General features: G+C 36.4%; 20 protein-coding genes. 13 read left to right on the top strand and 7 right to left on the bottom strand.

Features of this window, described 5'->3' with window-relative positions; all coding sequences use genetic code 11:
- Positions 1 to 33: 33 nt before the first annotated feature.
- Entirely contained in the window at positions 34 to 630 is a 597-nt protein-coding gene (locus K319_RS0116780; RefSeq protein WP_027384655.1) for a ribonuclease HII, read from the bottom strand.
- A 131-nt stretch (positions 631 to 761) separates the two neighbouring features.
- On the opposite strand from K319_RS0116780, the gene K319_RS0116775 reads away from it, so the two are divergent.
- The gene (locus K319_RS0116775; RefSeq protein WP_027384654.1) at positions 762 to 3,701 is read left to right on the top strand and encodes a SusC/RagA family TonB-linked outer membrane protein; all 2,940 of its coding nucleotides are present in this window, start codon (positions 762 to 764) and stop codon (positions 3,699 to 3,701) included.
- Between the two features lie 6 nt (positions 3,702 to 3,707).
- The gene (locus K319_RS0116770) at positions 3,708 to 5,363 is read left to right on the top strand and encodes a SusD/RagB family nutrient-binding outer membrane lipoprotein (protein WP_027384653.1); all 1,656 of its coding nucleotides are present in this window, start codon (positions 3,708 to 3,710) and stop codon (positions 5,361 to 5,363) included.
- 123 nt (positions 5,364 to 5,486) lie between these two features.
- Here K319_RS0116770 and ffh read toward each other — a convergent pair whose 3' ends face one another.
- Complete coding sequence (gene ffh, locus K319_RS0116765) at positions 5,487 to 6,851, bottom strand: signal recognition particle protein (RefSeq protein WP_027384652.1); 1,365 nt, start codon at positions 6,849 to 6,851, stop codon at positions 5,487 to 5,489.
- Positions 6,852 to 7,384: 533 nt separating this feature from the next.
- On the opposite strand from ffh, the gene K319_RS0116760 reads away from it, so the two are divergent.
- From K319_RS0116760 to K319_RS0116715, 10 genes are all read left to right on the top strand, one after another.
- Positions 7,385 to 7,636, top strand: coding sequence for an AtpZ/AtpI family protein (locus K319_RS0116760; RefSeq protein WP_027384651.1), 252 nt, complete (start codon positions 7,385 to 7,387; stop codon positions 7,634 to 7,636).
- Complete coding sequence (locus K319_RS0116755) at positions 7,620 to 7,991, top strand: hypothetical protein (RefSeq protein WP_027384650.1); 372 nt, start codon at positions 7,620 to 7,622, stop codon at positions 7,989 to 7,991. Before K319_RS0116760 ends, K319_RS0116755 begins: the two co-directional genes overlap by 17 nt.
- A 60-nt stretch (positions 7,992 to 8,051) precedes the next feature.
- Positions 8,052 to 9,167 carry a F0F1 ATP synthase subunit A gene (gene atpB, locus K319_RS0116750; RefSeq protein ID WP_027384649.1) on the top strand — a complete coding sequence of 372 codons (1,116 nt, stop codon included), beginning with the start codon at positions 8,052 to 8,054 and terminating at the stop codon, positions 9,165 to 9,167.
- 36 nt (positions 9,168 to 9,203) lie between these two features.
- Positions 9,204 to 9,395: an ATP synthase F0 subunit C gene (gene atpE, locus K319_RS0116745; RefSeq protein ID WP_027384648.1), complete on the top strand. Its 192-nt coding sequence runs from the start codon at positions 9,204 to 9,206 to the stop codon at positions 9,393 to 9,395.
- Positions 9,396 to 9,478: 83 nt separating this feature from the next.
- Positions 9,479 to 9,979 carry a F0F1 ATP synthase subunit B gene (locus K319_RS0116740; protein WP_185092688.1) on the top strand — a complete coding sequence of 167 codons (501 nt, stop codon included), beginning with the start codon at positions 9,479 to 9,481 and terminating at the stop codon, positions 9,977 to 9,979.
- 5 nt (positions 9,980 to 9,984) lie between these two features.
- Positions 9,985 to 10,521, top strand: coding sequence for an ATP synthase F1 subunit delta (gene atpH / locus K319_RS0116735; RefSeq protein WP_027384646.1), 537 nt, complete (start codon positions 9,985 to 9,987; stop codon positions 10,519 to 10,521).
- Positions 10,522 to 10,538: 17 nt separating this feature from the next.
- Positions 10,539 to 12,116, top strand: a complete 1,578-nt coding sequence (atpA, locus tag K319_RS0116730) for a F0F1 ATP synthase subunit alpha (protein WP_027384645.1) — start codon at positions 10,539 to 10,541, stop codon at positions 12,114 to 12,116.
- A gap of 64 nt (positions 12,117 to 12,180) precedes the next feature.
- Positions 12,181 to 13,047 (top strand): ATP synthase F1 subunit gamma, encoded by an 867-nt coding sequence (gene atpG, locus K319_RS0116725; protein WP_027384644.1) that lies wholly within the window; start codon positions 12,181 to 12,183, stop codon positions 13,045 to 13,047.
- Between the two features lie 340 nt (positions 13,048 to 13,387).
- A complete protein-coding gene (locus K319_RS0116720) occupies positions 13,388 to 14,746 on the top strand; it encodes a hemolysin family protein (RefSeq protein ID WP_027384643.1) in 1,359 nt (452 codons plus the stop codon).
- A 7-nt stretch (positions 14,747 to 14,753) separates the two neighbouring features.
- Entirely contained in the window at positions 14,754 to 15,056 is a 303-nt protein-coding gene (locus tag K319_RS0116715) for an ATP-dependent Clp protease adaptor ClpS (protein WP_027384642.1), read from the top strand.
- Between the two features lie 34 nt (positions 15,057 to 15,090).
- Here K319_RS0116715 and K319_RS0116710 read toward each other — a convergent pair whose 3' ends face one another.
- Positions 15,091 to 16,371, bottom strand: a complete 1,281-nt coding sequence (locus tag K319_RS0116710; protein ID WP_027384641.1) for a Y-family DNA polymerase — start codon at positions 16,369 to 16,371, stop codon at positions 15,091 to 15,093.
- 210 nt (positions 16,372 to 16,581) lie between these two features.
- Between K319_RS0116710 and K319_RS20670 the strand changes: the two genes are divergently transcribed.
- Positions 16,582 to 18,426, top strand: a complete 1,845-nt coding sequence (locus K319_RS20670; protein ID WP_084403467.1) for a T9SS type A sorting domain-containing protein — start codon at positions 16,582 to 16,584, stop codon at positions 18,424 to 18,426.
- A gap of 59 nt (positions 18,427 to 18,485) precedes the next feature.
- Here the strand turns inward: K319_RS20670 and K319_RS0116700 are convergent, their stop codons facing one another.
- The 4 genes from K319_RS0116700 to rpmI all read right to left on the bottom strand — a co-directional run bounded on the left by K319_RS0116700 (position 18,486) and on the right by rpmI (position 21,826).
- Positions 18,486 to 19,748: a M20/M25/M40 family metallo-hydrolase gene (locus K319_RS0116700; RefSeq protein WP_034672009.1), complete on the bottom strand. Its 1,263-nt coding sequence runs from the start codon at positions 19,746 to 19,748 to the stop codon at positions 18,486 to 18,488.
- Between the two features lie 96 nt (positions 19,749 to 19,844).
- Positions 19,845 to 21,029 (bottom strand): M28 family peptidase, encoded by a 1,185-nt coding sequence (locus K319_RS0116690; RefSeq protein ID WP_027384639.1) that lies wholly within the window; start codon positions 21,027 to 21,029, stop codon positions 19,845 to 19,847.
- A gap of 77 nt (positions 21,030 to 21,106) precedes the next feature.
- Positions 21,107 to 21,451: a 50S ribosomal protein L20 gene (rplT, locus tag K319_RS0116685; protein ID WP_027384638.1), complete on the bottom strand. Its 345-nt coding sequence runs from the start codon at positions 21,449 to 21,451 to the stop codon at positions 21,107 to 21,109.
- A 177-nt stretch (positions 21,452 to 21,628) separates the two neighbouring features.
- Positions 21,629 to 21,826 (bottom strand): 50S ribosomal protein L35, encoded by a 198-nt coding sequence (gene rpmI / locus K319_RS0116680; RefSeq protein ID WP_027384637.1) that lies wholly within the window; start codon positions 21,824 to 21,826, stop codon positions 21,629 to 21,631.
- Positions 21,827 to 22,002: the final 176 nt, after the last annotated feature.

The following is a 22,002-nucleotide window of genomic DNA, read 5'->3' as shown; positions in this document are numbered from 1 at the left end:
AAAGAAGCAATTTACAAAATAGTTTCAATTGTTTTAATCAATTTCAATATCATAGTCCAGACGGAATGATTTCCTGTGGTGAATGTTGGGTCCGAATTTTTTTAAAGCTTTTTGATGTGTTTTTGTACAATAACCGAAATTAGTGTTCCAGCCATAGTCAGGAAACTCTTCGTGAAGTTTTATCATCAGATTATCACGATAATTCTTGGCAATGATGGACGCCGCTGCAATTGATAGATATTTGCTGTCTCCCTTAATAATACAATGATGCGGAATGTAATTATAAGGATGGAACTTGTTGCCATCAACCAGGATCAGTTCAGGTCTTGTTTTCAATTGGTCGAGAGCGCGATGCATTGCATGGAGGCTGGCGTTAAGAATATTATGTTGATCAATAAATTCAGGAGAAAGCTCTGCAATAGCAAAATCCACTGCATTCTCACGAATATATAGGTCGAGATTCTGCCTTGTTTTGAAATTTAACGTTTTAGAATCGTTAACTAAATTTTGCTTAAAATTTTTATCGACAATTACAGCCGCAGCTACTACGGGTCCGGCCAGACAACCTCTCCCCACTTCATCGCAACCCGCTTCTATAAGGTCGATTGAAAAATTCTGTATTAGTTGCATAATAAAAAATAATATTGCAAAGTTATGTATTAGTAAGGCTTTAATAAATATTATTAACAAATTTTTAAGAATTTATGTTGTATATATTAATAATGTTTTGCATTTTTGTTTATTGAAAAATTTGATTTGATATGAAAAAATTAACAACAAGTGTGTTGGCAGTAGTTCTTTCGTCGTCTTTTGCAGTGGTTTCTGCACAAACGGTAAAAGATACAGCTAATACAACAGATATCGAAGGCGTAGTAGTGACGGCTTTGGGTATCAAGAGAGAGCAAAAAGCTATTGGTTATGCCGCTCAGGAAATTAAAGGGGATCTTATAACGGCATCTAGACAGACAAATGCTATTAGTTCATTATCTGGAAATGTGGCTGGTGTTCAAGTAACAGCTTCATCTGCCTCATTGGGTGGCTCTACCAGGATAACTCTTAGAGGAGTAGGTTCTATTACTGGAGATAACAGACCTTTAATTGTTGTAGATGGTATTCCATTTAATAATTCTAATTTTAACACAGGTAATACGGCAAGAGGAGCTGGTGGTGTTGATTATGGTGATACGTCTGCAGATATAAATCCAGATGATATTGAATCAATCGTTGTATTAAAAGGAGGTCCTGCCGCTGCTCTTTATGGGGCTAGAGCAATACATGGAGCAATTGTTTATACAACCAAACGAGGGAAGGGCGGAAAGACCCAAATTATTTTAAATTCTGGTGTGTCTTTTGATCAAGTATATAAAATGCCTAATTTACAAAGACAATATGGACAGGGTAGCCAAGATACTTTTTCTACTGCTAATATTAATGGACAGACATATAATGTTGCTGAATATGCAGTCGATGAATCATGGGGTCCAAAATATGATAGCAATCTAACATATCTTCCTTGGTATGCTTTTGATCCTGAATTTTCTAATGATTATTTAAAAGCGGTGCCGTGGGTTGCTCCAACACATGATGTGGATTCATTTTTTAAGACAGGAGTTACTTACAACAATAATATTTCAATAAGTAGATCTTTTGAAAAAACGGGAGTAAGGTTTTCTTATAGTAATGTAAGAACAGAAGGTATTTTCCCTAATTCAAAGTTAAATAAAAACACTTTGAACCTTAGTGTAACAAGTCAGTTGAGTGATAAGTTAAAAATGGATGTAGGATTGACTTACAATTTGAACGATGCATTTAATAGACCTGAACAAGGATATGGAGATAATTCTGTAGCTCAGAAATTTTTCCAATGGGGAGCTAGAAGTTTAGATTTTTCCAAGCTAAAAGATTATAAACTAGCAAATGGTCAACAAAGAGGTTGGAATAGAACAAGCTGGGATAATGCAACTTTAAAGTATTCAGATAATCCATATTGGACTGCTTATGAAAACTACACAACTGACAAAAGACAGAGGGTCTATGGTAATGCTACATTAACTTATAATGTTACGAAAGATTTGTATGTTGTGGGTAATTTGTTAGGTGATGTTTATTCATTTACTAATGACACAAGAGTTGCAATAGGTTCTCAAGCGCAATCTGGTTATACTGTTAATAAAAGGAATTTTTCAGAGTACAACTATGAATTAAGAGTACATTATGATAAAAAATTTGGAGACTTTAGTGTAAATTCTTTTGATGGAACTAATATGCGTCAGGCAAAAGCTGATTTAATAGCAGCTCAAACCAATGGAGGCTTGGTAATTCCTAATTTTTATAACTTAAATAATGGTGCAGCAGCGGCTACAGTTACATATACTAGCAACTATAAGAGGGTTTATTCTCTTTATGAATCAGTTTCATTAGGCTATAAAGACATATTTTTTGTAGATGCAACTAATAGAACAGATTGGTCATCGTCACTACCAAATAAACCATATAATTATCCATCAATTTCAGGTAGTATCGTTTTTTCAAGTTTAGTAAATGCTCCATGGTTAAATTTTGCGAAAATTAGAGGAGGATGGGCAAACATTTCATCCGATACTGACCCATATCAACTCGTAAATGTTTACGATGTTAGAATACCATTCTTAGGTTTCCCAAGATATAGTAATACTGATATCAGTAAAAATCCAAACTTGGTTAGTGAGAATAAAAAAACTGTTGAATTAGGTTTAGAAGCGAGAATGTTTAACAATCGTTTTGGAATTGACTTGACATTATATGATGCTAAAGTAACGGATCAGATTATTCCTCTCCCAATTGATGGAGGAACAGGAGCTGTTCAAGCTAATATTAATGTTGGAGAGATGTCTAATAAAGGTATTGAATTGGTTTTGAATGGAAAGATATTGAAGTCACAAGACTTTTCTTGGGATATGACTTTAAATTTTGCTAAAAATGAAAATAAGTTAGTAGAACTTTCGGATACATCAAAAACATTAGGACTTGCAAATGCTCCTTTCCGTGTCGGAGTATATGCTGTAGAAGGAATGAAGTATGGGCAGATTTATGGAACTGATTATACATATGATAATAATGGTAACAAAATTATTGGGGCTAATGGATACTACACTCCTACATCTACTCCTGTGTATTTAGGATCTTATCTTCCAGATTGGAATGGAGGTCTAAGAAATACCTTTAGATACAAAAATATTACACTAAGTGCCTTGATAGACAGACAAAAAGGAGGTAAATATTTTTCTACTTCACATATGTGGGGGATGTATTCAGGTATGTTGGATAAAACAGCAGATAACGGGATTAGAGAAAACGGTATTGTTTTACCTGGTGTAGTTCTGCAAACTGATGGAAGCTATGCTCCAAATACTCAAGTTTTAGACGCTTACACATATGCAACAAACCATTATAATGTTGTGGATGCTGCTAACGTTTTTGACGCAAGTTATTGGAAGTTAAGAGAAGTTACTTTAGGATATACTTTACCAAAGGGTATTTTAGGAGATGCAATATCTGATGTTACAATCACAGCTTTTGCACGTAATCTATTTACTTGGGGCTTAGCTTGGGATATTGATCCTGAAACAGCATCATATTCTAGTAACAATGTACAAGGTTTAGAGGGAGGATCATTACCTTCTACTAGAACATATGGATTAAATGTTCAATTTAAATTTTAAGAAAAAATGAAAGCTATAAATATTACAAAAACAGCCATTTTGTCAATTGGTTTGATGACTTTTATTGGATGTCAAGAATCTTTAGACGAAATAAATGTCAACCCCAATCAGCCTGAACAAGTACCGACTTCAGGTTTAATGAATTCAGCTACGAAAGAGCTTATGGATGCTACTAGGAACGATTTTGAGTCGGGAAGAATGACATTACCATGGGTTCAATATTCTGCACAAGTTGCTTATACTGAAGAAGATAGATTTCAATTTAGAGAGACATCAAGCGCTGCAATCTATAATAATTTATATAGAGTTGCAGTTGACTATCAAAGTATTATTAAGTTAAATACCGATCCCACTACACGAACTCAAGCTTCTGCTTATGGTAATAATAATAATCAGATAGCGGTTTCGAGGATAATGTTGAGCTATATTTTTTCAATTTTGGCAGATACATTTGGTTCTGTGCCTTACTATTCCTATGGTAATTCTGATTCAGATTTTCAAGCTCTTAATCTGACAGTTTATCCACAACCAAAATATGCATCGCAAGATAAAATTTATTCAGATATTTTAAAAGAATTGAAAGAGGCTTCAAATCAATTGGTTTTATCAGATAATAAATTTGATGGTGATCCAATTTATAGTGGTAATATGAGTAAATGGAAGAAGTTTTCAAACTCACTTCGCTTAAGAATCGCAAATAGATTAAAATCAGCAATTCCAGAAGCTCAATCTCATATAACTGATGCAATTAATAGTGGTGTTATGACATCGAATGATGATAATGCTGTTTTAGTTTATGATTCTAGTAATCCACAGCTTGCATCTCCGATGTATACAGCAATGTTTGTAAATTCTAGAACAGATTTTAAGATTACAGACACTATGGTAAAAGCATTGAAAGGAGAAAAGGGTGGTTTTGGTTTAGATCCTAGACTTTATAAATATGCAGCTCCTGTTTTCAAAGTTGATGCTGATGATAATTATATTTTAGATGATAGTGGAAATAGACAGCAAAATTTCGTGACACCTTCTTTAGGTTCTTTTACATATACATCAAGTAAAAGATTGGACAATTATATAGGTTTACCTTACGGTCTGACAAGGCAGATGGTGGCTGTACAAAATGCATCTGGAGCATCCAACTGGAGTAATAATGTTATTAAACCTGATTTTGGCGAAGTATTAATGGAATATGCAGAAGTTGAATTTTTATTATCGGAAGTAAACGGCTGGGATGATAATCATTATAAAAATGGTGTCAGAGCTTCTATGGAAAGATGGGGTGTTTCTACTGCTGATATAAATTCATTTGTTAATGCATTACCGGTAGCAAATCAGGCAAATGTATTGAACCAGAAATACTTAGCATTATTTATGCAACCACAAGAAGCTTATGCAGAATATAGAAGGACAGGCTATCCGGACTTCCTACTGAAACCGGGAGAAACCAATAATCTTTTAATACCAACAACTGCAGGAGCAACGACGTATGTATTTACTCCAATATCCCCAGCTGGTTCAACACTAACTGAAATGCCAGCTAGAATTACCTATCCGGTTACATTATTGCAGTATAATCCGAATGGATACAATTCCGGAGTATCGAATTTAGGTACTGGTGGTGATAAATTAACTACCAAACTAATATGGGACAAAAACTAAGAAATTAATTTCTACATAACTATAACCCGCAGTAATGCGGGTTATAGTTTTAGTATTTCATCAACAAAAAAACCTGAGAAAATAATAATTTTTCTCAGGTTTTTAATTTTTAGATATTCAATGTTACTTCCCAAACAGCCCACCACCCATTCCAGGGATATTCGGCATCTTGCTCATCATCTGCATCATTTGTTTACCTTGTGGCCCTTGCATCATCTTCATCATTTTGCCCATCTGGTCAAATTGCTTCATTAGTGCATTTACATCTTCCAATTTTCTTCCAGCACCTTTAGCAATTCTTTGTTTTCTTGAAACATTGATGATAGAAGGTCTTCTTCTTTCGTCAGGTGTCATCGAGTGGATGATTGCTTCGATATGTTTGAAAGCATCATCGTTGATGTCCACATCTTTAATCGCTTTTCCAACACCCGGAATCATCCCCATTAGATCCTTCATATTACCCATTTTCTTGATTTGGTTGATTTGCTTCAAAAAGTCATCGAAACCAAATTCATTCTTAGCAATTTTCTTGTGAAGTTTTTTAGCTTCCTCTTCATCAAATTGTTCCTGAGCTCTTTCCACCAAGGAAACAACATCTCCCATTCCAAGAATTCTGTCCGCCATCCTTTCCGGATAGAAAAGGTCAAGTGCTTCCAATTTTTCGCCGGTAGAGATGAATTTGATTGGTTTTTCAACTACAGAACGAATTGTCAACGCAGCTCCACCTCGGGTATCACCATCTAATTTAGTAAGAACAACACCATCAAAATTCAAAGTGTCATTGAAGGCTTTTGCAGTATTTACCGCATCTTGCCCCGTCATCGAATCTACTACGAAAAGCGTTTCAGTCGGTTTAATGGTTTGATGAACTGACTTGATCTCGTTCATCATTTGCTCATCAATCGCCAGACGACCGGCCGTATCCACGATAATCGTATCAAATCCATTAGATTTAGCATAATTAATTGCATTCTCAGCAATCGCAACAGGATTTTTATTTTCTTCCTCAGTATAAACTTCGATATTGATTTGTCCACCAAGAACTTTCAGCTGGTCAATAGCCGCAGGTCTGTAAACATCGCAGGCTACCAAAAGTGGCTTTTTGCTTCTTTTCTGTTTCAGATAATTAGCCAATTTTCCTGAGAAAGTCGTTTTACCAGAACCTTGAAGACCGGCAATCAGAATCACAGTTGGTTTTCCGGAAAGGTTGATTCCTTCCTGAGAACCACCCATTAGGTCAACCAATTCGTCGTGAACAATTTTCGTCATCAATTGTCCCGGCGTCAGCGAAGTCAAAACGTTTTCTCCAATCGCTTTATCCTGAACTCTTTTCGTAAGGTCTTTGGCAACTTTATAATTTACATCGGCATCTACCAATGCTCTTCGGATTTCCTTTACCGTTTCTGCAACGTTGATTTCCGTGATTTTTCCACGTCCGGAGATATTATGAAGCGCTTTATCTAGCTTGTCTTGTAAACTGTTGAACATAACTTTAATAAGATATTTAAGGTTGCAAAAATAAGAAAAATTCGGCAATCATCCCATTACGAAATGGTTAGATTAATTATGAGTTTTTGGGCAGCTTAATCCGCCTGTAGTTTATCCTGAGCGAAGTCGAAGGGCTCCTAATCTTTTCACTCCGTTGCGCTGCGTAGAAAGGATTTCCGCTCAAACCTAACGGAGTGGTTCATCGATTCTATATTAAAAAAAAATGAGATAAGTCGGGCTGCAGATTCAACGTTAAAACAACATTTAGCATTAAATACAATATTGTCATTCCGTAGGAAACCTAACGAAGTGGTTCGACGGAGTCAATCTAAACTTAGCTGTCGAGATTCCTACGGAATGACAAACTAGATGTTACAATTATATTTCTTTGATAAGCAAAGCGCCTTTGCGAACCTTAAAATATTTTCAATAATGTCAAAAGAAATCTTTGTGCACTTTGCGTTTGAAATCCGCACAAAAATTTATAAATCTTTCAAGTTGTCCAGAATGTTTACTTTTGCAAAAATCAAAAATTGGAAGACAAAAAAAATAACGCCTCCGATTCCCTCAGAAAATATGGGAAATATTCGTCTGTTGTTTTTCAGATGCTTTTTATTATTGGGATTGCTTTTTGGGGTGGACATCAGCTGGATTTGTATTTTGAAACCGGTTCCAATGTTTTGGTTCTAGTGATTGGACTAAGCGGGCTTTGTCTTTCATTATATACAACTTTGAAACGACTCGAAATTCTAAATAAAGAAGAAGAAAATGCAAAACAAAAGTAATATTGTCATCAGTGTAATATTTTTCCTTACATTCATTATCCATTTTATACTTTGGAAATTCGTTTTTCATCTTAATGAAGTGACGATTATCAAGTTTTATCTTTTCTTAAGTATCATTTTTATGATGATGATAACTTTGATTATTCTCATCAACAGAATCGTTCCACAGTTTCTCGGCCTTGCTGTAATAGGACTGATTCTGGTGAAATTCGGGATGATGTATCTGATAAAAAATAAGCTTCATTTCGAGGAAATTCCGAATTATAAATTCCATTTTATCATCCCTTATTTTGTTCTGACAGCGTTGCTTACCTACTATGCCATTAGCTTAATTAATTATGACAAAAAACAGTAAAAATATTCTTCAAAAGAGAAAAAATAGTCTATTTTTGCAAAACGAAAAAAAAATCTACCGATGCTAAAGAAAACGGCAATTTTATTTTACAGTTTATTGATGTTTGCTACGGCTTTTGCGCAGCACGAAAATGTTGAAAACCAACACGGTAAACCTGTAACTGAAACTCCGGAACTTTCTGGAAAAGAAGAGAGAACCAAGGAAGTTAAAGAATTCGTAGACCATCACATTTTGGATGCTCACGATGTTGCCTTGATGGTCAAAGACGGTCATCACATTGGTTTTCCTCTGCCGGTAATTATTTATGATGAAGGATTTCATTTCTTTATGAGTAATACGGAAGGTGTGGATGGACACGAGTTTATTCACGGTTCTCCGGTAGAAAGTGACGGTAAATTCTATATACTTCATCACGAAAAAATCTACAGAACAGATTCTAAAGGAACTTTAACATTAGATAAAGATCATCACCCAACTGAAAAAAGAGTTTTGGATTTGTCTATTACAAAAAGTGTTTTGGTTATTTTCCTAGTTGCAGTTCTGATGATTGTATTGTTCGGAGGAATGGCCAGGTCTTACAAAAAATCTCTTGTTCCAAATGGTGCCGCAAAATTCCTAGAACCAATTATTATTTTCGTAAGAGATGATATTGCGATTCCAAACATCGGACATAAGTATAAGAGATTTATGGGTTATCTATTGACTGTGTTTTTCTTCATCTTATTCCTGAATGTTTTAGGTCTGATGCCTTTCGGGATCAACGTAACCGGTAATATTGCTATTACATTTTTCCTGGCAATTATGACTTATTTGATCACAACTTTCTCAGGTTCAAAAGATTATTGGAAACATATCTTCTGGATGCCGGGAGTTCCTGTTCCAATGAAGTTTATCATGATGCCAATCGAACTATTGGGAACTTTGACCAAGCCTTTTGCATTGATGATTCGACTTTTTGCGAATATGACAGCGGGTCACATCGTTGTAATGACTTTGATCGGGTCGATTTACATCTTTGAAAATTGGATCGCAGGTGTTGCATTCCCGTTCTTGACATTCGTAATTTATTTGTTAGAAGTATTAGTAGCGTTCTTGCAGGCTTATATCTTTACAATGCTTTCTGCTTTGTTTATCGGAATGGCGGTAGAAGAACATGAGCATGAACACGCTCATTAATTAAATTTATAAAAACAATTTTTTAAATTATATATTATGGAAATCCCTAGAATTATTGGTGCAGGTCTTATTGTACTAGGTGTAGGTATCGGTCTTGGAAAAATTGGTGCTGCTGCTCTTGAAGCAATCGCTAGACAACCAGAACAATCTGGAAAAATCCAAACTGCTATGCTTATTGCTGCTGCACTAGTAGAAGGTGTTGCTTTCGCTGCGTTATTCGCATCATAAGCCAAACAAAATCATAAACATTGTTGCAGCGGTTGGCTGCGACAATGTTTAATTTAAAAATTTAAAAAACTTAATCTCACTATATAATGGAATTACTTCATCAGTTTTCATCAGGATTATTTATCATTCAGTCCATCATTTTCTTGATCTTACTTTTCGTATTAGGAAAATTTGCTTGGAAACCAATTCTTAAATCTATCGACGAGAGAGAAACTTCTATCATTGATGCTCTTAATCAGGCTAAATTAGCTAAACAAGAGATGGCGCAGTTGAAAGAAGATAACGAAAGAATTCTTCGTGAAGCCAGAGCTGAAAGAGATGGCATCTTGAAAGAAGCGAGAGAGATGAAAGACAAAATTGTAAATCAGGCTAAAGATTCTGCTAAAGTAGAAGGAGAAAAAATGATTGAAGCTGCAAGACAATCTATCCAGACTGAGAAAAATGCTGCAATGGCAGACATCAAAACTCAAATCGGGACTTTGTCTGTGAACATCGCTGAAAGTATCCTGAAAGAGAAATTGAACAACGATAGCGCTCAGAATGCTTTGGTAGAAAATATTCTTAACAAATCTAACCTTAACTAATCAGGATGTTAACATCTAAAGTAGCTAAAAGATACGCACAAGGTTTATTGGATTTCACTCAGGAATCCGGTAATACGGAAGCTGTTTTCGGAGAGATGAAGGATATTGTGAAAATAATGTCTTCTTCAAAGGAACTGAATCAGTTTGTGAACACGCCGATCATTGATTCAAGAAAGAAAGAAGCGATTGCTTTAGAAATATTCAAAGATTTTTCTCCCGTTTCTAAAAATATTATCAGACTTGTTATCAAACAGGGGAGAGAAGCGCAGCTTAAGAATATTGCTCAGGAATTCATCAATAAAGTAGAGGATATCAAAGGTACTCAACGTATTACTTTGGTTTCTGCAACGGCTTTATCAAAAGATAATATTCAGAAAATCATTGCTGATTCCAAAATGGTGAATGTTTCTAACTATGATTTGGAAACGATCATCAAACCGGAAATTCTTGGAGGTTATATCCTAAGAATCGGTGACCAGCAAATCGATGCTTCAGTAAGAACTAAGCTGGGCAATATCAAAAAAGAATTTCAACTTAATTAAGAAAAAACAACCATATAATGGCAGAAATAAATCCGGCAGAAGTATCAGCGATACTGAAGCAGCAATTAGCAAATTTCGATACCCAATCTAACGTAGAAGAAGTTGGTACTGTTCTTACGATAGGTGATGGTATTGCTCGTGTTTACGGTTTGGAGAACGTACAGTACGGAGAATTGGTAAAATTCGAGGCTGGAGTAGAAGGTATCGTTCTTAACCTTGAAGAAGATAATGTTGGGGTTGCACTTTTGGGTGAATCCAAATTGGTAAAAGAAGGTGATACTGTAAAAAGAACTCAAAGAATCTCTTCTATCAAAGTTGGTGAAGGAATGCTTGGTAGAGTTGTTGATACATTAGGAAACCCGATCGATGGTAAAGGACCAATAGGTGGTGAACTTTATGAGATGCCATTGGAGAGAAAAGCTCCGGGTGTTATCTTCCGTCAGCCGGTAACGGAACCATTACAAACTGGTATCGTTGCGATTGACTCAATGATTCCGGTAGGAAGAGGACAAAGGGAGTTGATCATTGGTGATAGACAAACTGGTAAAACGGTTGTGGCTATTGATACCATCATCAATCAAAAAGAATTTTATGATGCTGGACAACCAGTATATTGTATATATGTTGCAATCGGACAAAAAGCTTCGACTGTAGCTCAGATCGTTAAAACATTAGAAGACAAAGGCGCTCTGGCTTACACAGTTGTTGTAGCTGCTAACGCTTCTGACCCGGTTCCAATGCAGGTTTATTCTGCTATGGCGGGGGCATCTATCGGTGAGTTCTTCAGAGATACTGGTAGACCAGCTTTGATCGTTTATGATGATTTGTCAAAACAAGCTGTTGCTTACCGTGAGCTTTCTCTTCTATTGAGAAGACCACCGGGACGTGAGGCTTATCCGGGAGACGTTTTCTACCTTCACTCAAGATTGTTGGAAAGAGCTGCGAAAGTTATCGCTGATGATACGATTGCTGCTCAGATGAACGACCTTCCAGAGTCTCTTAAACCGATCGTAAAAGGGGGTGGCTCTCTAACAGCACTTCCAATTATCGAAACTCAGGCGGGTGACGTTTCTGCATATATTCCTACAAACGTGATCTCTATTACAGACGGACAGATATTCTTGGAATCTGATTTATTCAACTCTGGGGTTCGTCCTGCGATCAACGTTGGTATCTCTGTATCGAGAGTAGGAGGTAATGCTCAGATCAAATCTATGAAAAAAGTGTCTGGTACTTTGAAGCTAGACCAGGCTCAATATAAAGAATTGGAAGCGTTTGCTAAGTTCGGTTCTGATTTGGATGCTGCAACGCTTGCGGTTATCTCTAAAGGTGAGAGAAACGTGGAGCTTCTTAAGCAACCGGTTAACTCTCCTCTTCCGGTAGAAAATCAAGTTGCGATGATCTACGCAGGAACTGAGAACTTATTGAGAAATGTTCCGATCAGAAAAGTTAAAGAATTCCAGGTGGAATATGTTGACTTCCTGAAAAACAAACACCCGGAAGTAATGTCAGCGCTTAAAGCTGGTAAGATTGATGACTCGATCACTGGTACTTTGAAACAAGTTGCAACTGACCTTGCAGCGAAGTATAATTAAAAAAATTCAATGTTCAGAGTTTAATGAACTTTAAACTCTGAATTTTAAACTTTGAATATTTAGAATGGCAAACTTAAAAGAAATACGAGGCAGAATTTCATCTATATCTTCTACGATGCAGATCACAAGTGCTATGAAAATGGTTTCCGCAGCGAAACTAAAGAAAGCACAGGACGCAATCGTAATGCTGAGACCTTATTCTGAAAAACTTCAGGAGATCATAGAGAATGTAAGTGCAGCTTCTGATGCAGAAAACATCTCTGAGTTCGCAGTAGAAAGAGAAGTGAAAAAAGTCCTTTTCATTACCGTAACTTCCAACAGAGGTTTGGCTGGTGCTTTCAACTCTTCGGTTATCAAAGAATTGAACATTCAGTTCGCAGCTAACGAAAATGTAGAGGTTGAAGTTTTGACAATCGGTAAAAAAGCTTTTGACGCGTTGAAAAAAAACAGAACGGTTTATGAAAACCACAGTTCTCTGTTTGACAACCTTTCTTTTGACCACGTTTCAAATATGACTGGCAAAGTAATGAAGGACTTCAAAGCGGGAAAATTTGATAAGGTCTATGTTGTTTACAATAGATTTATCAATGCTGCAACACAGGAAGTCGTTACGGAGCAGGTTTTGCCAATTGCTGTTTCAGCGGAGAAAACAACTTCCGAGGTTAATGTAGATTATATCTTCGAACCGGGAAGACAGGAGATTTTGGAAACGTTGATTCCTAAGTCCATCAAGACTCAGATCTTCAAAGCTGTTTTGGATTCCGTAGCATCAGAACACGGAGCAAGGATGACGGCAATGCACAAGGCAACCGATAATGCAGAAGCACTTAGAAACGAACTGAGAATCTTCTACAACAAAGCAAGACAGGCTGCCATTACCAATGAGATATTAGAAATTGTTTCCGGAGCAGAGGCTCTTAAGAACAGTTGATAAAGATAAAGTTAAAGTTAGTAGTTAGTTATAAAAAGCATTGGAGGTCAAACTTCAGTGCTTTTTATTATTTTGGGCAGCTTTCTCCGCCTTCCACTCCCAAACCTAACGAAGTGGTTCGACAAAGTCAATCTTTTCACTCCACTGCGTTGCGTAAAAAGGATTTCCGCTCAAATAGAGGAACGAGATTCATCGATTCAAATAAAAAATATATAAATAGAAGATAAGTCGGGCTGCGAGAGATTCTCTGTTTCAATCATTTTCTCAGACTTAATACACAGTACAAATTCAAGTTAAAAAAATTATCTATCTTTGCAGATATTGTATATAAACACATTAAATGGACCCCGATAGTTTAGTCAAACTTCTCATTGCATTATTTTTAGTTCTTCTGAATGGCTTTTTCGTAGCCGCCGAATTCTCAATCGTTAAAGTACGATACTCCCAAATCCAGCTAAAAGCTGCTGAGGGAAACACAATGGCTAAACAAGCCGAAAACATTATCAAAAATCTTGACGCTTATCTGTCAGCAACCCAATTAGGAATTACCTTGGCATCACTTGCTTTAGGTTGGGTCGGGGAAAGCGCTTTACATCATATTATAGAATCGATTTTCCATTCACTGAATATAGAATTGGCGGAAGCTACTGTTACCACGATTTCTGTTGTTTGTAGTTTTTTGTTGATTACCGTGATGCATATTGTTTTTGGAGAATTGGTCCCTAAGTCTATTGCTATCAGAAAATCCGAAGCTACAACACTTTTTATAGCGTATCCGTTACATCTATTCTATAATATCTTCAGACCTTTTATTTGGTTGATGAACTCATTGTCCAACGGATTTTTAAGAATTATTAAAATTCACCCGGCTTCGGAGCATGATATTCACTCTACGGAGGAACTTCAACTTTTGGTAAAACAATCTGCGGATAGTGGAGAGATTGAAGAAGAGAATTATGAGATCATAAAAAATGCATTCGATTTTACGGATCATAATGCAAAACAGATCATGATCACGAGACAGAATATCTCTTCTATCGATATCGAAGATAGTACGGAAGAGATCATTTCTCAGATCATGGACAGCGGATATTCCCGAATTCCGGTTTATGAAGGTTCTATTGATAATATTATAGGTATTTTCTATACAAAAGAAATCATCAGAGAATATATCAAAAGCAAAGGTGAATTGACCCACGAAGATTTGAAGGGTCTGATGAGAGAGGCATTCTTCGTTGTCGGAAGCAAGAAAATTTCCGATTTACTGAAAGTGTTCCAATTCAAGAAACAACATATGGCGATTGTCATTGATGAATTCGGTGGAACAGAGGGTATCATTACGCTGGAAGATATTTTGGAAGAACTGGTCGGAGAAATCCAGGACGAGGAAGATGAAGAGGAGAAGATTGTTGATAAGGTTGGTGAGAATACCTTTTGGGTAAAGGCAACTCAGCCTCTCGACGAGATCAATGAGAAATTACCAAGAAAAATTCCACTTTCTGAAGAAGGAGAATACAATACATTAGCTGGATTTATTCTGAACGAGCTGCAAGATATTCCGGAAGAAAATCAAGAATTCGATTACGGAGCTTATCATTTTAAAATCCTTAAAATGCAGAACAAAAGTGTGGAATTGGTAGAATTGTTCTATAACAAATCTTTGATTGAAGATATTACAGACGAAATTACAGAAGCTTAAAATTGTTATGAAAATCCATAATAACAGATCTTACGACCAACCAAAACGCCAGTACGAGGAAGGAGTATTGGTTTTGGAAGAAGAGGATGAAGTGTATAAATTGGTGCTTCATAATGATGATGTCAACACATTTGATTTTGTGATAGAATGTCTGATAGAGATCTGTGGACATACTTTGGAACAGGCGGAACAATGTACGATGCTTGTTCACTACAAAGGGAAATGTACCGTAAAGACAGGAGCGTTGGAAAAACTTAAACCCATGAATCAAGCTTTGCTTGATAGAGGTTTGAGTTCAGAAATAGTATAAAATAAAACTACCACTTTGTGGTAGTTTTTTGTTCTTACTGAAATCTGTAATCGGCCTCGGGCAAGATGTTATTCTTTAGAAATTCCTCATATTCCGGAGAAAGTGTAGCTCTTCCATAGGTGTTTTTTCCGGACATTCCGCCCAGACGAATTTTATCTTTACCATATTTTGAATTGAGCTTGTCCATCGCCTTCATGATCGGGATGTGTTTGTCGTCAATATCTTTTTCGAAAAGACTGATCTGTCTTTCGTTATCCGGGACAAGATCCGATACCATAACGCCGGCTCTTTTATAATGAAACCCTTCTTTATAGATCGCTTCAAAAATCGAATTGGCATATTTTGCCAAGATAATAGACGAACTGCTAGGATTTGGAAGAATAATAGAAAATCCTTCTTTATATTCTCCCAGTTCTTTTCTGAATCGATTGGTTTGAATAAAAACACTGATCACTTTGCAGCAGGAGTTTTGTTTCCTCAATTTCTCGGCACAATAGATAGCAAAAGTTTCGATGCGCTCTGCTAATTCTTCTTTTGTGGAGATCATCTTCATGAAACTTCGGCTTACCATGATCGATCGTTTTGGCGAAGCTTTGTCGAGTTCCAATTGAGGGATTCCTTTCAGTTCATTGATCATCCTCACACCCTGGATTCCCATGATCTTTCTGATCCACATCTCTGGCTTTAATAATAGGTCAGAAGCTTTATAAACGCCGTGGTCTCTCATCCTTGCACTTAGTTTTCTGCCGATTCCCCAAACATCCCCAATGTCCAGATCATTTAGAGCTTCTTCTATTTTTTCTCGGGAATCCATGATATAAACACCGTTGGGGTATTTTCCAGTGTTCTTTTTCACAATGTGATTCGCTATCTTGCAAAGTGTTTTGGTGGGGGCGACTCCGATACTTGTGGGGAGATTGAGCTCTGTATCGATTTTTTGCCTGATTTTATTGCAATATTCATAAAGGTCAAAATATTTGAAACCGTGAAAATCAAGGAACAATTCATCAATACTGTAAACTTCGTAAGCGTCATCTGGCAGAAAGCTTTTGGCCATTTCCATTACCTGCTGACTGCGGAAATTATAAAGTTCAAATTTCGCAGAAAATACTTTTACATCATTCGCAGCGAACAGGTCCTTATATTTGAACGCTGGTGCTCCCATTGGTACTCCCAAAGCTTTTGCCTCATTACTTCTGGAAACGACACAGCCATCATTATTAGAAAGGACAACAACAGGTTTCCCCTCTAGATCGGTGTCTAGTGTTCTTTCGCAGGAAACAAAGAAATTGTTGCAGTCTAACAAGGCATACATTACTGAGATATTATGGGATTTTAATCAAAGTTATGAAGATAAAGTGTAGGATGTTTTTTTAGTTTTCCACAATTTCCCATAGCATTTTTAAAATTTATATTATGTTAAACGGTTTGTTGTTTTTAATGCGAAATAATTAATTTTAGGACTGTTTTTATTAATTTTATAAATTAAATTGTTATTTTAGCTTTATAATAAAAAAATAATAGTATGAAGTTAAAAACTACTCTTCTTGTAACAGGATTTGCGCTCACATTTTCTACGATGTATGCCCAGACCACAACCCTGGAATCTAAGGCAAGAGACTGGATCTCTAAAAACTCAAATAAAACAGGCACAACACCGAATGATAACTTCGACTTTAGGTCTTCAAGGAAAAGTTTGTCCGGGGAAACTCTGAGATTCCAGCAGACTATCAATGGAATTCCTGTTTATGAAGGTGATATTGCAGTGCATTTCAATAAGCAGGGAGAAGTGACCTACGCTACAGATGTACCTGTTTCAAAAAAGTTGAAACAAGTTGATACGACACCCGCATTTAATAAGGTTGATGCTTTTGAAAAAGCAAAGATTGCAGCTGATATCAAGGGAGAGATCACACATCAGGAAAATGATCTGTACATATTTTTGACAGATTCTGGAGAGACAAGACTGGTCCACAGGGTTATTATCAACTCATACGAAACGCCTGGCGATTGGGAAACTATAGTAGATGCACATTCTGGGGAAGTGATCAGAGTTCAGGATATTGCCAATTATCATCATAAAGAGAAACCAAAGAAGAAAAACAAAGAAAAGACTGATGAGTTGAGAGCTGCCGGAACAGCTTATATTTTTGACCCAGATCCATTGTCAAGAGCACATGTAGCTTACGGTGGAGACTATGTTGATAATAATGATGCTACAAACGCAAGCCTGGATGCCGCAAGAAGTTTGGTTATTCTTCCGGATATCACGTTTTCAAATGGAGTTTATAGTTTGAAAAGCAAATATGTGCAGGTAGCCGACTTCGAATCTCCTTCTACAGGTTTGTTTACACAAGCTACTCCGGATTTTCTGTTTAATAGAAATGAACAAGGTTTTGAAGCGGTCAATGCATTTTATCATTTGGACAGAAGTATGGCCTATATCAATGAGACATTGGGCATCGATTGTAAATCTACTCTTAACAATGGGATACTGCTTTTTGATCCACATGGTTTAAGCGGTGACGACAATTCTCACTTCATCCCGAGTTCGCAAAGATTGGCCTTTGGAGAAGGATGTGTGGATGATGCTGAAGATGCGGATGTGGTATTGCACGAATTTGGGCATGCTATTCATCATTGGATAACAGGCCTTAAATCTTCTTCTTCGCAAGGTCTGGGAGAAGGCTCAGGGGATTATTGGGCAATGTCATACAGCAGAAGTTTGAATCAATGGTCTCCATCAGAACCTCATTATAACTGGATGTTTAGCTGGGATGGTCATAACACATGTTGGGCAGGACGTATAACAAATTATGCACCTAAATATCCTACATCCAATATTAATAGTTCTTCTGCAATTCATACAAACGGACAGATCTGGGCCACATCTTTGATGAGGATCTATGATAGAATTGGTAAAGAAAAGACAGATAGGATTTTCCTTGAAGGTCTCGGTATGACCAATTCCTCCTCCAATCAGCAGACGGCGGCTGTCGCTGTGAGACAAGCTGCTATCGATATGCTGGGAACTTATGGGTTTACTTGCGATGACATTAATATTATTACGGAAGAATTAACGACCTCCGGATATACATTGCCAACGTATCAATGCGTTAATCTGGCTGTGGCAGATATTTCTAAAAATACTGTTTCTATTTACCCGAATCCGGTAACTGAAAGTTTAACAGTTTCTATGAACTTCAAAAAGACAGAAGCGGCAGAGATCTATAGTTTGGATGGAAGAAAAGTTTCAGAGTCCAATATTAACTCAAATAATAATGTGATCAATGTTTCTAAACTCAATAAAGGTGTTTACTTATTAAAGATAAAAGGAACCGATATCGTTCAGAAATTTATTAAGAATTAATAGGAAAAATTTTAATCAAAAAAAGAAAGCAGCGACCATTTTGTCCGCTGCTTTTTTATTTAAAATTTCACATTGAAAACTTTTTCTTCACCGTTACGTTTCACCGTCACAGGATGTTCCTCTCCGGCGTTGACCTTTGCCAGACAATCCATATAAGAATAGACTTCTTTCACTTCGCATTTCCCGATTTTTGTAAGGACATCACCTTGCAGGATTCCTGCATTTGCAGCTGGTCTGTTATCGATTACACCATCGATTCCCATTCCGTCTTTGCTATCGGCATAATTTGGCATGATCCCTAAGCTGACTTTGTATTTTGGAACCGCTTTGGTTGCAGCAACTTTAGTTTTTGTAAACGGGATTTCCTTCTCATTACCTAAAGCATTGGCCAGATTGAAAACATAATTTGTAATGATTTTCTGACCTGGGTAATTGATCTTATCCGAGTCATCAGTTGGTTTGTGATAATCATTATGAGTTCCTGTAAAAAGGAAGAGAACAGGAATGTCTTTCAGATAAAAAGAAGTGTGGTCACTTGGCCCGACTCCAGATTCATCTAAACCTAGATTAATACCTTCTGGCTTGTATTTTTTTACCAGATCCGCTAGAATAGGAGAGGTGCCAACACCACCGACGGTCAGGTCTTTGTTGCTATTAAGTCGGCCAACCATATCCATATTGATCATAAAAATTGTATTCGGATAGTTTGTTTTGATGGTTTCTGCCAGTTTTTTAGAACCCATCAATCCGTCTTCTTCTCCGGAGAACAATGCGAAAACATAATTGACATTTTCTTTTGTTTTATTTTGTGAGAACATTCTGGCTAATTCTAGAACGGCAGCGGTTCCGGAAGCGTTGTCATCGGCACCATTATGGATCTGTCCTTCGGAATTGACAAGCGTGGAATTGTGATGTTCGTTAAGTCCGAGATGATCATAATGAGCACCGATCACGATGGTTTTTTCAGCTTTATTATTAAGAACGGCTACAACATTTTTGCCTTTTACAGTCGTAGATGTTTTGTCATCATGAGGATTTAGCTTCACGTTATATTCAAAATCCTGGATGAAAGATTTCCCTTCGTAAGGCTTCAATCCCAATTTTTTGAATTCTGCAGAAAGATAATTGGCTGCTTTTGTTTCACCTTCGGAACCTGTCAGCCTTCCCTGTAATTCATCAGAAGCTAAATAATAAACATGTCTTTTCAGATTATCTTCATTAGCTTGCTCCGGGTCTATTTTTTTCTGAGCAAAATACAACGTGGAAATTCCAAGCAAGGATATTGTTGAAAGTCTTTTAAATTTGAGTTTTGATAAAAACATTGCGTCTAATTTTTATTGAGAACAAATCTAAATATTTTCGTCAAGATAAAAAAATAAGCCTTATTGGAAGGCTTATGATTTTTGGTGGATTCAATTTTATTCTATAATTATTTTTTTTGTGACTTTATCATTGCCAATAGCTATGGTTCCAAGATAAACGCCAGGCTTCAAATTGGAAATATCAACTTGATTCGTATTCTGTTTTTTTGTAAAGATTTGGCTTCCACTCATATCGGTTATTTCGAATGTGAAATTTTTTATTGAGTCATCAATTTTCAAATTTAAAATATTCTTAGCAGGATTTGGATAGAATTGTACAGATTCCAATATTCTCGAAATTGAAAGGTCATCTACAGACAAAACCGAAGTAGAGGCCACAGCAAAATGCTGTATTGCTCCAACTGCAGATTTGCCCACATTCAAAACATAAACCGGATCCATATTCACTAAAAGATCATTTGCTGTATGGACATAAGGATTGTTATAGCCACCTTCATATTCCCAATAACCTGTGATGATTTCTCCGTTCTGTTGAAAAGGAACGTAATCTGTGCTTTCTGCCGGGTCAAAATCTACGGCTAATGGAGAGTATAGAAGTGTGCAATTTGCAAGTTCCTGAACAGCAATGGCAGCAGCGGCATTATTGCTCGTTGGATTACTTTGGTCTCTATCGTGATAAAGTTTCGTGTTCGCTTTAGTTGCAAGACCGCCAACCTGATCTAGATTCACCACGACTTTGATGTCCATTTTTGGATTGGTTCCGTTTACGATTTGTGAAACATATCTGGAACTTCCCAAAAGACCTTGTTCTTCTCCGGAGAAGTGGATGAACTTGATAGAGTAATCCGTCGGAACATTTTTCAGAATCCTTGCGATTTCCAGAATAATGGATGTGCCGCTTCCATTGTCGTTGGTTCCGGGGCCGTTGATGGAATCAAAATGTCCGCATACGATCACGAATTTATTTGGATAAAGTATTCCTGTTTTTGTGACGATAAGATTTTTGGAAGAGTAACCGCTCGCAGTCCAGGAGTGTTCAAAAAAATCAGATGTTGTATAGCCAAAGGATGTGTATTTGTTTTTGATCCAGTTAAAGGTATTGGTATTTTGTGTTGTTCCTGTTCTTTTAACGCCCAAAGCTTCAAACTCCTGTAAATAAGTATTGATGTTGGCTTGAGAAACTTGATTTGCTCTGTCCTGATATGCCTGTATAAAAGTCTGTGCTTTCGAAATTTGCGCAGATGCAAATAAAATAAAATAAAAAATAGTTCTTTTTATCATTATTGAAAATTTATTGGTAAAAATAAAAAATCCCGAGATATTTCTCAGGATTTTATATTGATAACAAAGATTTGTAATTATTTTACTTGATCTACAACAGCTTTGAAAGCTTCTGGATGGTTCATTGCAAGGTCTGCAAGAACTTTTCTGTTTAGCTCGATGTTGTTTTTCTTAAGAGCTCCCATGAACTGAGAGTAAGATAATCCGTGTTCTCTTGCACCCGCATTGATACGAGTTACCCAAAGGCTTCTGAAGTTTCTTTTCTTCTCTTTTCTACCACGGTAAGCATATTGCATTGCTTTTTCTACCGCATTTTTAGCTACAGTCCAAACGTTCTTTCTTCTACCGAAAAAACCTTTAGCCTGCTTTAATACTTTTTTTCTACGCGCTCTGGACGCTACAGAATTTACTGATCTTGGCATAATTTAAATTGTTTTTTTTGAAATGTGCGGAAGATTTATGATTGATAATAGATGATTGATTATAAATCATTTATCATTTATCATTTATCATTTATCATTCACTTAGTGGCTCCATTTCAGGGTTAAATTGTTGAATTTGTTTTGAATTCTTATAAACCGAATATAGATTTATAAAAACTACTTAATTGCTAATTGTCTCAAAACACTCTTAGTGTCCACAGCAGCAACATAAGAAGTTTGCGTTAGATTTCTCTTTTGCTTAGTTTCTTTCTTAGTCAAGATGTGGCTTTTGAAAGCATTCTTTCTTTTGATCTTACCAGTTCCGGTAAGAGCAAAACGCTTTTTAGCACCTGATTTCGTTTTTAATTTTGGCATTGTTCTGCTTTTTATGGTTTGTTATCAATATCTATTCTTTATTCTTAAACGTATCTAAGAATAATAGTTTGCAAAATTACGAAAAATTTCTGAGAGTAGGATAATGAAATTTCTGTTTGATTTTGTGAATGAATGGAGATTGCTTTTTTTAATTCAAAAAGAAATTTAAATACGGT

The sequence above is a fragment of the Epilithonimonas caeni DSM 17710 genome, from assembly GCF_000426465.1.
Taxonomy (GTDB): Bacteria; Bacteroidota; Bacteroidia; order Flavobacteriales; family Weeksellaceae; genus Epilithonimonas; species Epilithonimonas caeni.
Note: the sequence above shows the minus strand (reverse complement) of the source record. Positions and strands in the feature narration are given on the sequence as shown.

Bases quoted from the DNA above. Each gene is read 5' to 3' on its own strand.
- atpG (WP_027384644.1), top strand. From the start codon at position 12,181: ATGGCAAACTTAAAAGAAATACGAGGCAGAATTTCATCTATATCTTCT.
- atpE (WP_027384648.1), top strand. From the start codon at position 9,204: ATGGAAATCCCTAGAATTATTGGTGCAGGTCTTATTGTACTAGGTGTA.
- K319_RS0116770 (WP_027384653.1), top strand. From the start codon at position 3,708: ATGAAAGCTATAAATATTACAAAAACAGCCATTTTGTCAATTGGTTTG.
- ffh (WP_027384652.1), bottom strand. From the start codon at position 6,851: ATGTTCAACAGTTTACAAGACAAGCTAGATAAAGCGCTTCATAATATC.
- K319_RS0116700 (WP_034672009.1), bottom strand. From the start codon at position 19,748: ATGTTTTTATCAAAACTCAAATTTAAAAGACTTTCAACAATATCCTTG.
- K319_RS0116775 (WP_027384654.1), top strand. From the start codon at position 762: ATGAAAAAATTAACAACAAGTGTGTTGGCAGTAGTTCTTTCGTCGTCT.
- rplT (WP_027384638.1), bottom strand. From the start codon at position 21,451: ATGCCAAGATCAGTAAATTCTGTAGCGTCCAGAGCGCGTAGAAAAAAA.
- K319_RS0116720 (WP_027384643.1), top strand. From the start codon at position 13,388: ATGGACCCCGATAGTTTAGTCAAACTTCTCATTGCATTATTTTTAGTT.
- K319_RS0116715 (WP_027384642.1), top strand. From the start codon at position 14,754: ATGAAAATCCATAATAACAGATCTTACGACCAACCAAAACGCCAGTAC.
- atpB (WP_027384649.1), top strand. From the start codon at position 8,052: ATGCTAAAGAAAACGGCAATTTTATTTTACAGTTTATTGATGTTTGCT.
- atpA (WP_027384645.1), top strand. From the start codon at position 10,539: ATGGCAGAAATAAATCCGGCAGAAGTATCAGCGATACTGAAGCAGCAA.
- K319_RS0116780 (WP_027384655.1), bottom strand. From the start codon at position 630: ATGCAACTAATACAGAATTTTTCAATCGACCTTATAGAAGCGGGTTGC.
- atpH (WP_027384646.1), top strand. From the start codon at position 9,985: ATGTTAACATCTAAAGTAGCTAAAAGATACGCACAAGGTTTATTGGAT.
- K319_RS0116710 (WP_027384641.1), bottom strand. From the start codon at position 16,371: ATGTATGCCTTGTTAGACTGCAACAATTTCTTTGTTTCCTGCGAAAGA.
- K319_RS0116755 (WP_027384650.1), top strand. From the start codon at position 7,620: ATGCAAAACAAAAGTAATATTGTCATCAGTGTAATATTTTTCCTTACA.
- rpmI (WP_027384637.1), bottom strand. From the start codon at position 21,826: ATGCCAAAATTAAAAACGAAATCAGGTGCTAAAAAGCGTTTTGCTCTT.
- K319_RS20670 (WP_084403467.1), top strand. From the start codon at position 16,582: ATGAAGTTAAAAACTACTCTTCTTGTAACAGGATTTGCGCTCACATTT.
- K319_RS0116690 (WP_027384639.1), bottom strand. From the start codon at position 21,029: ATGATAAAAAGAACTATTTTTTATTTTATTTTATTTGCATCTGCGCAA.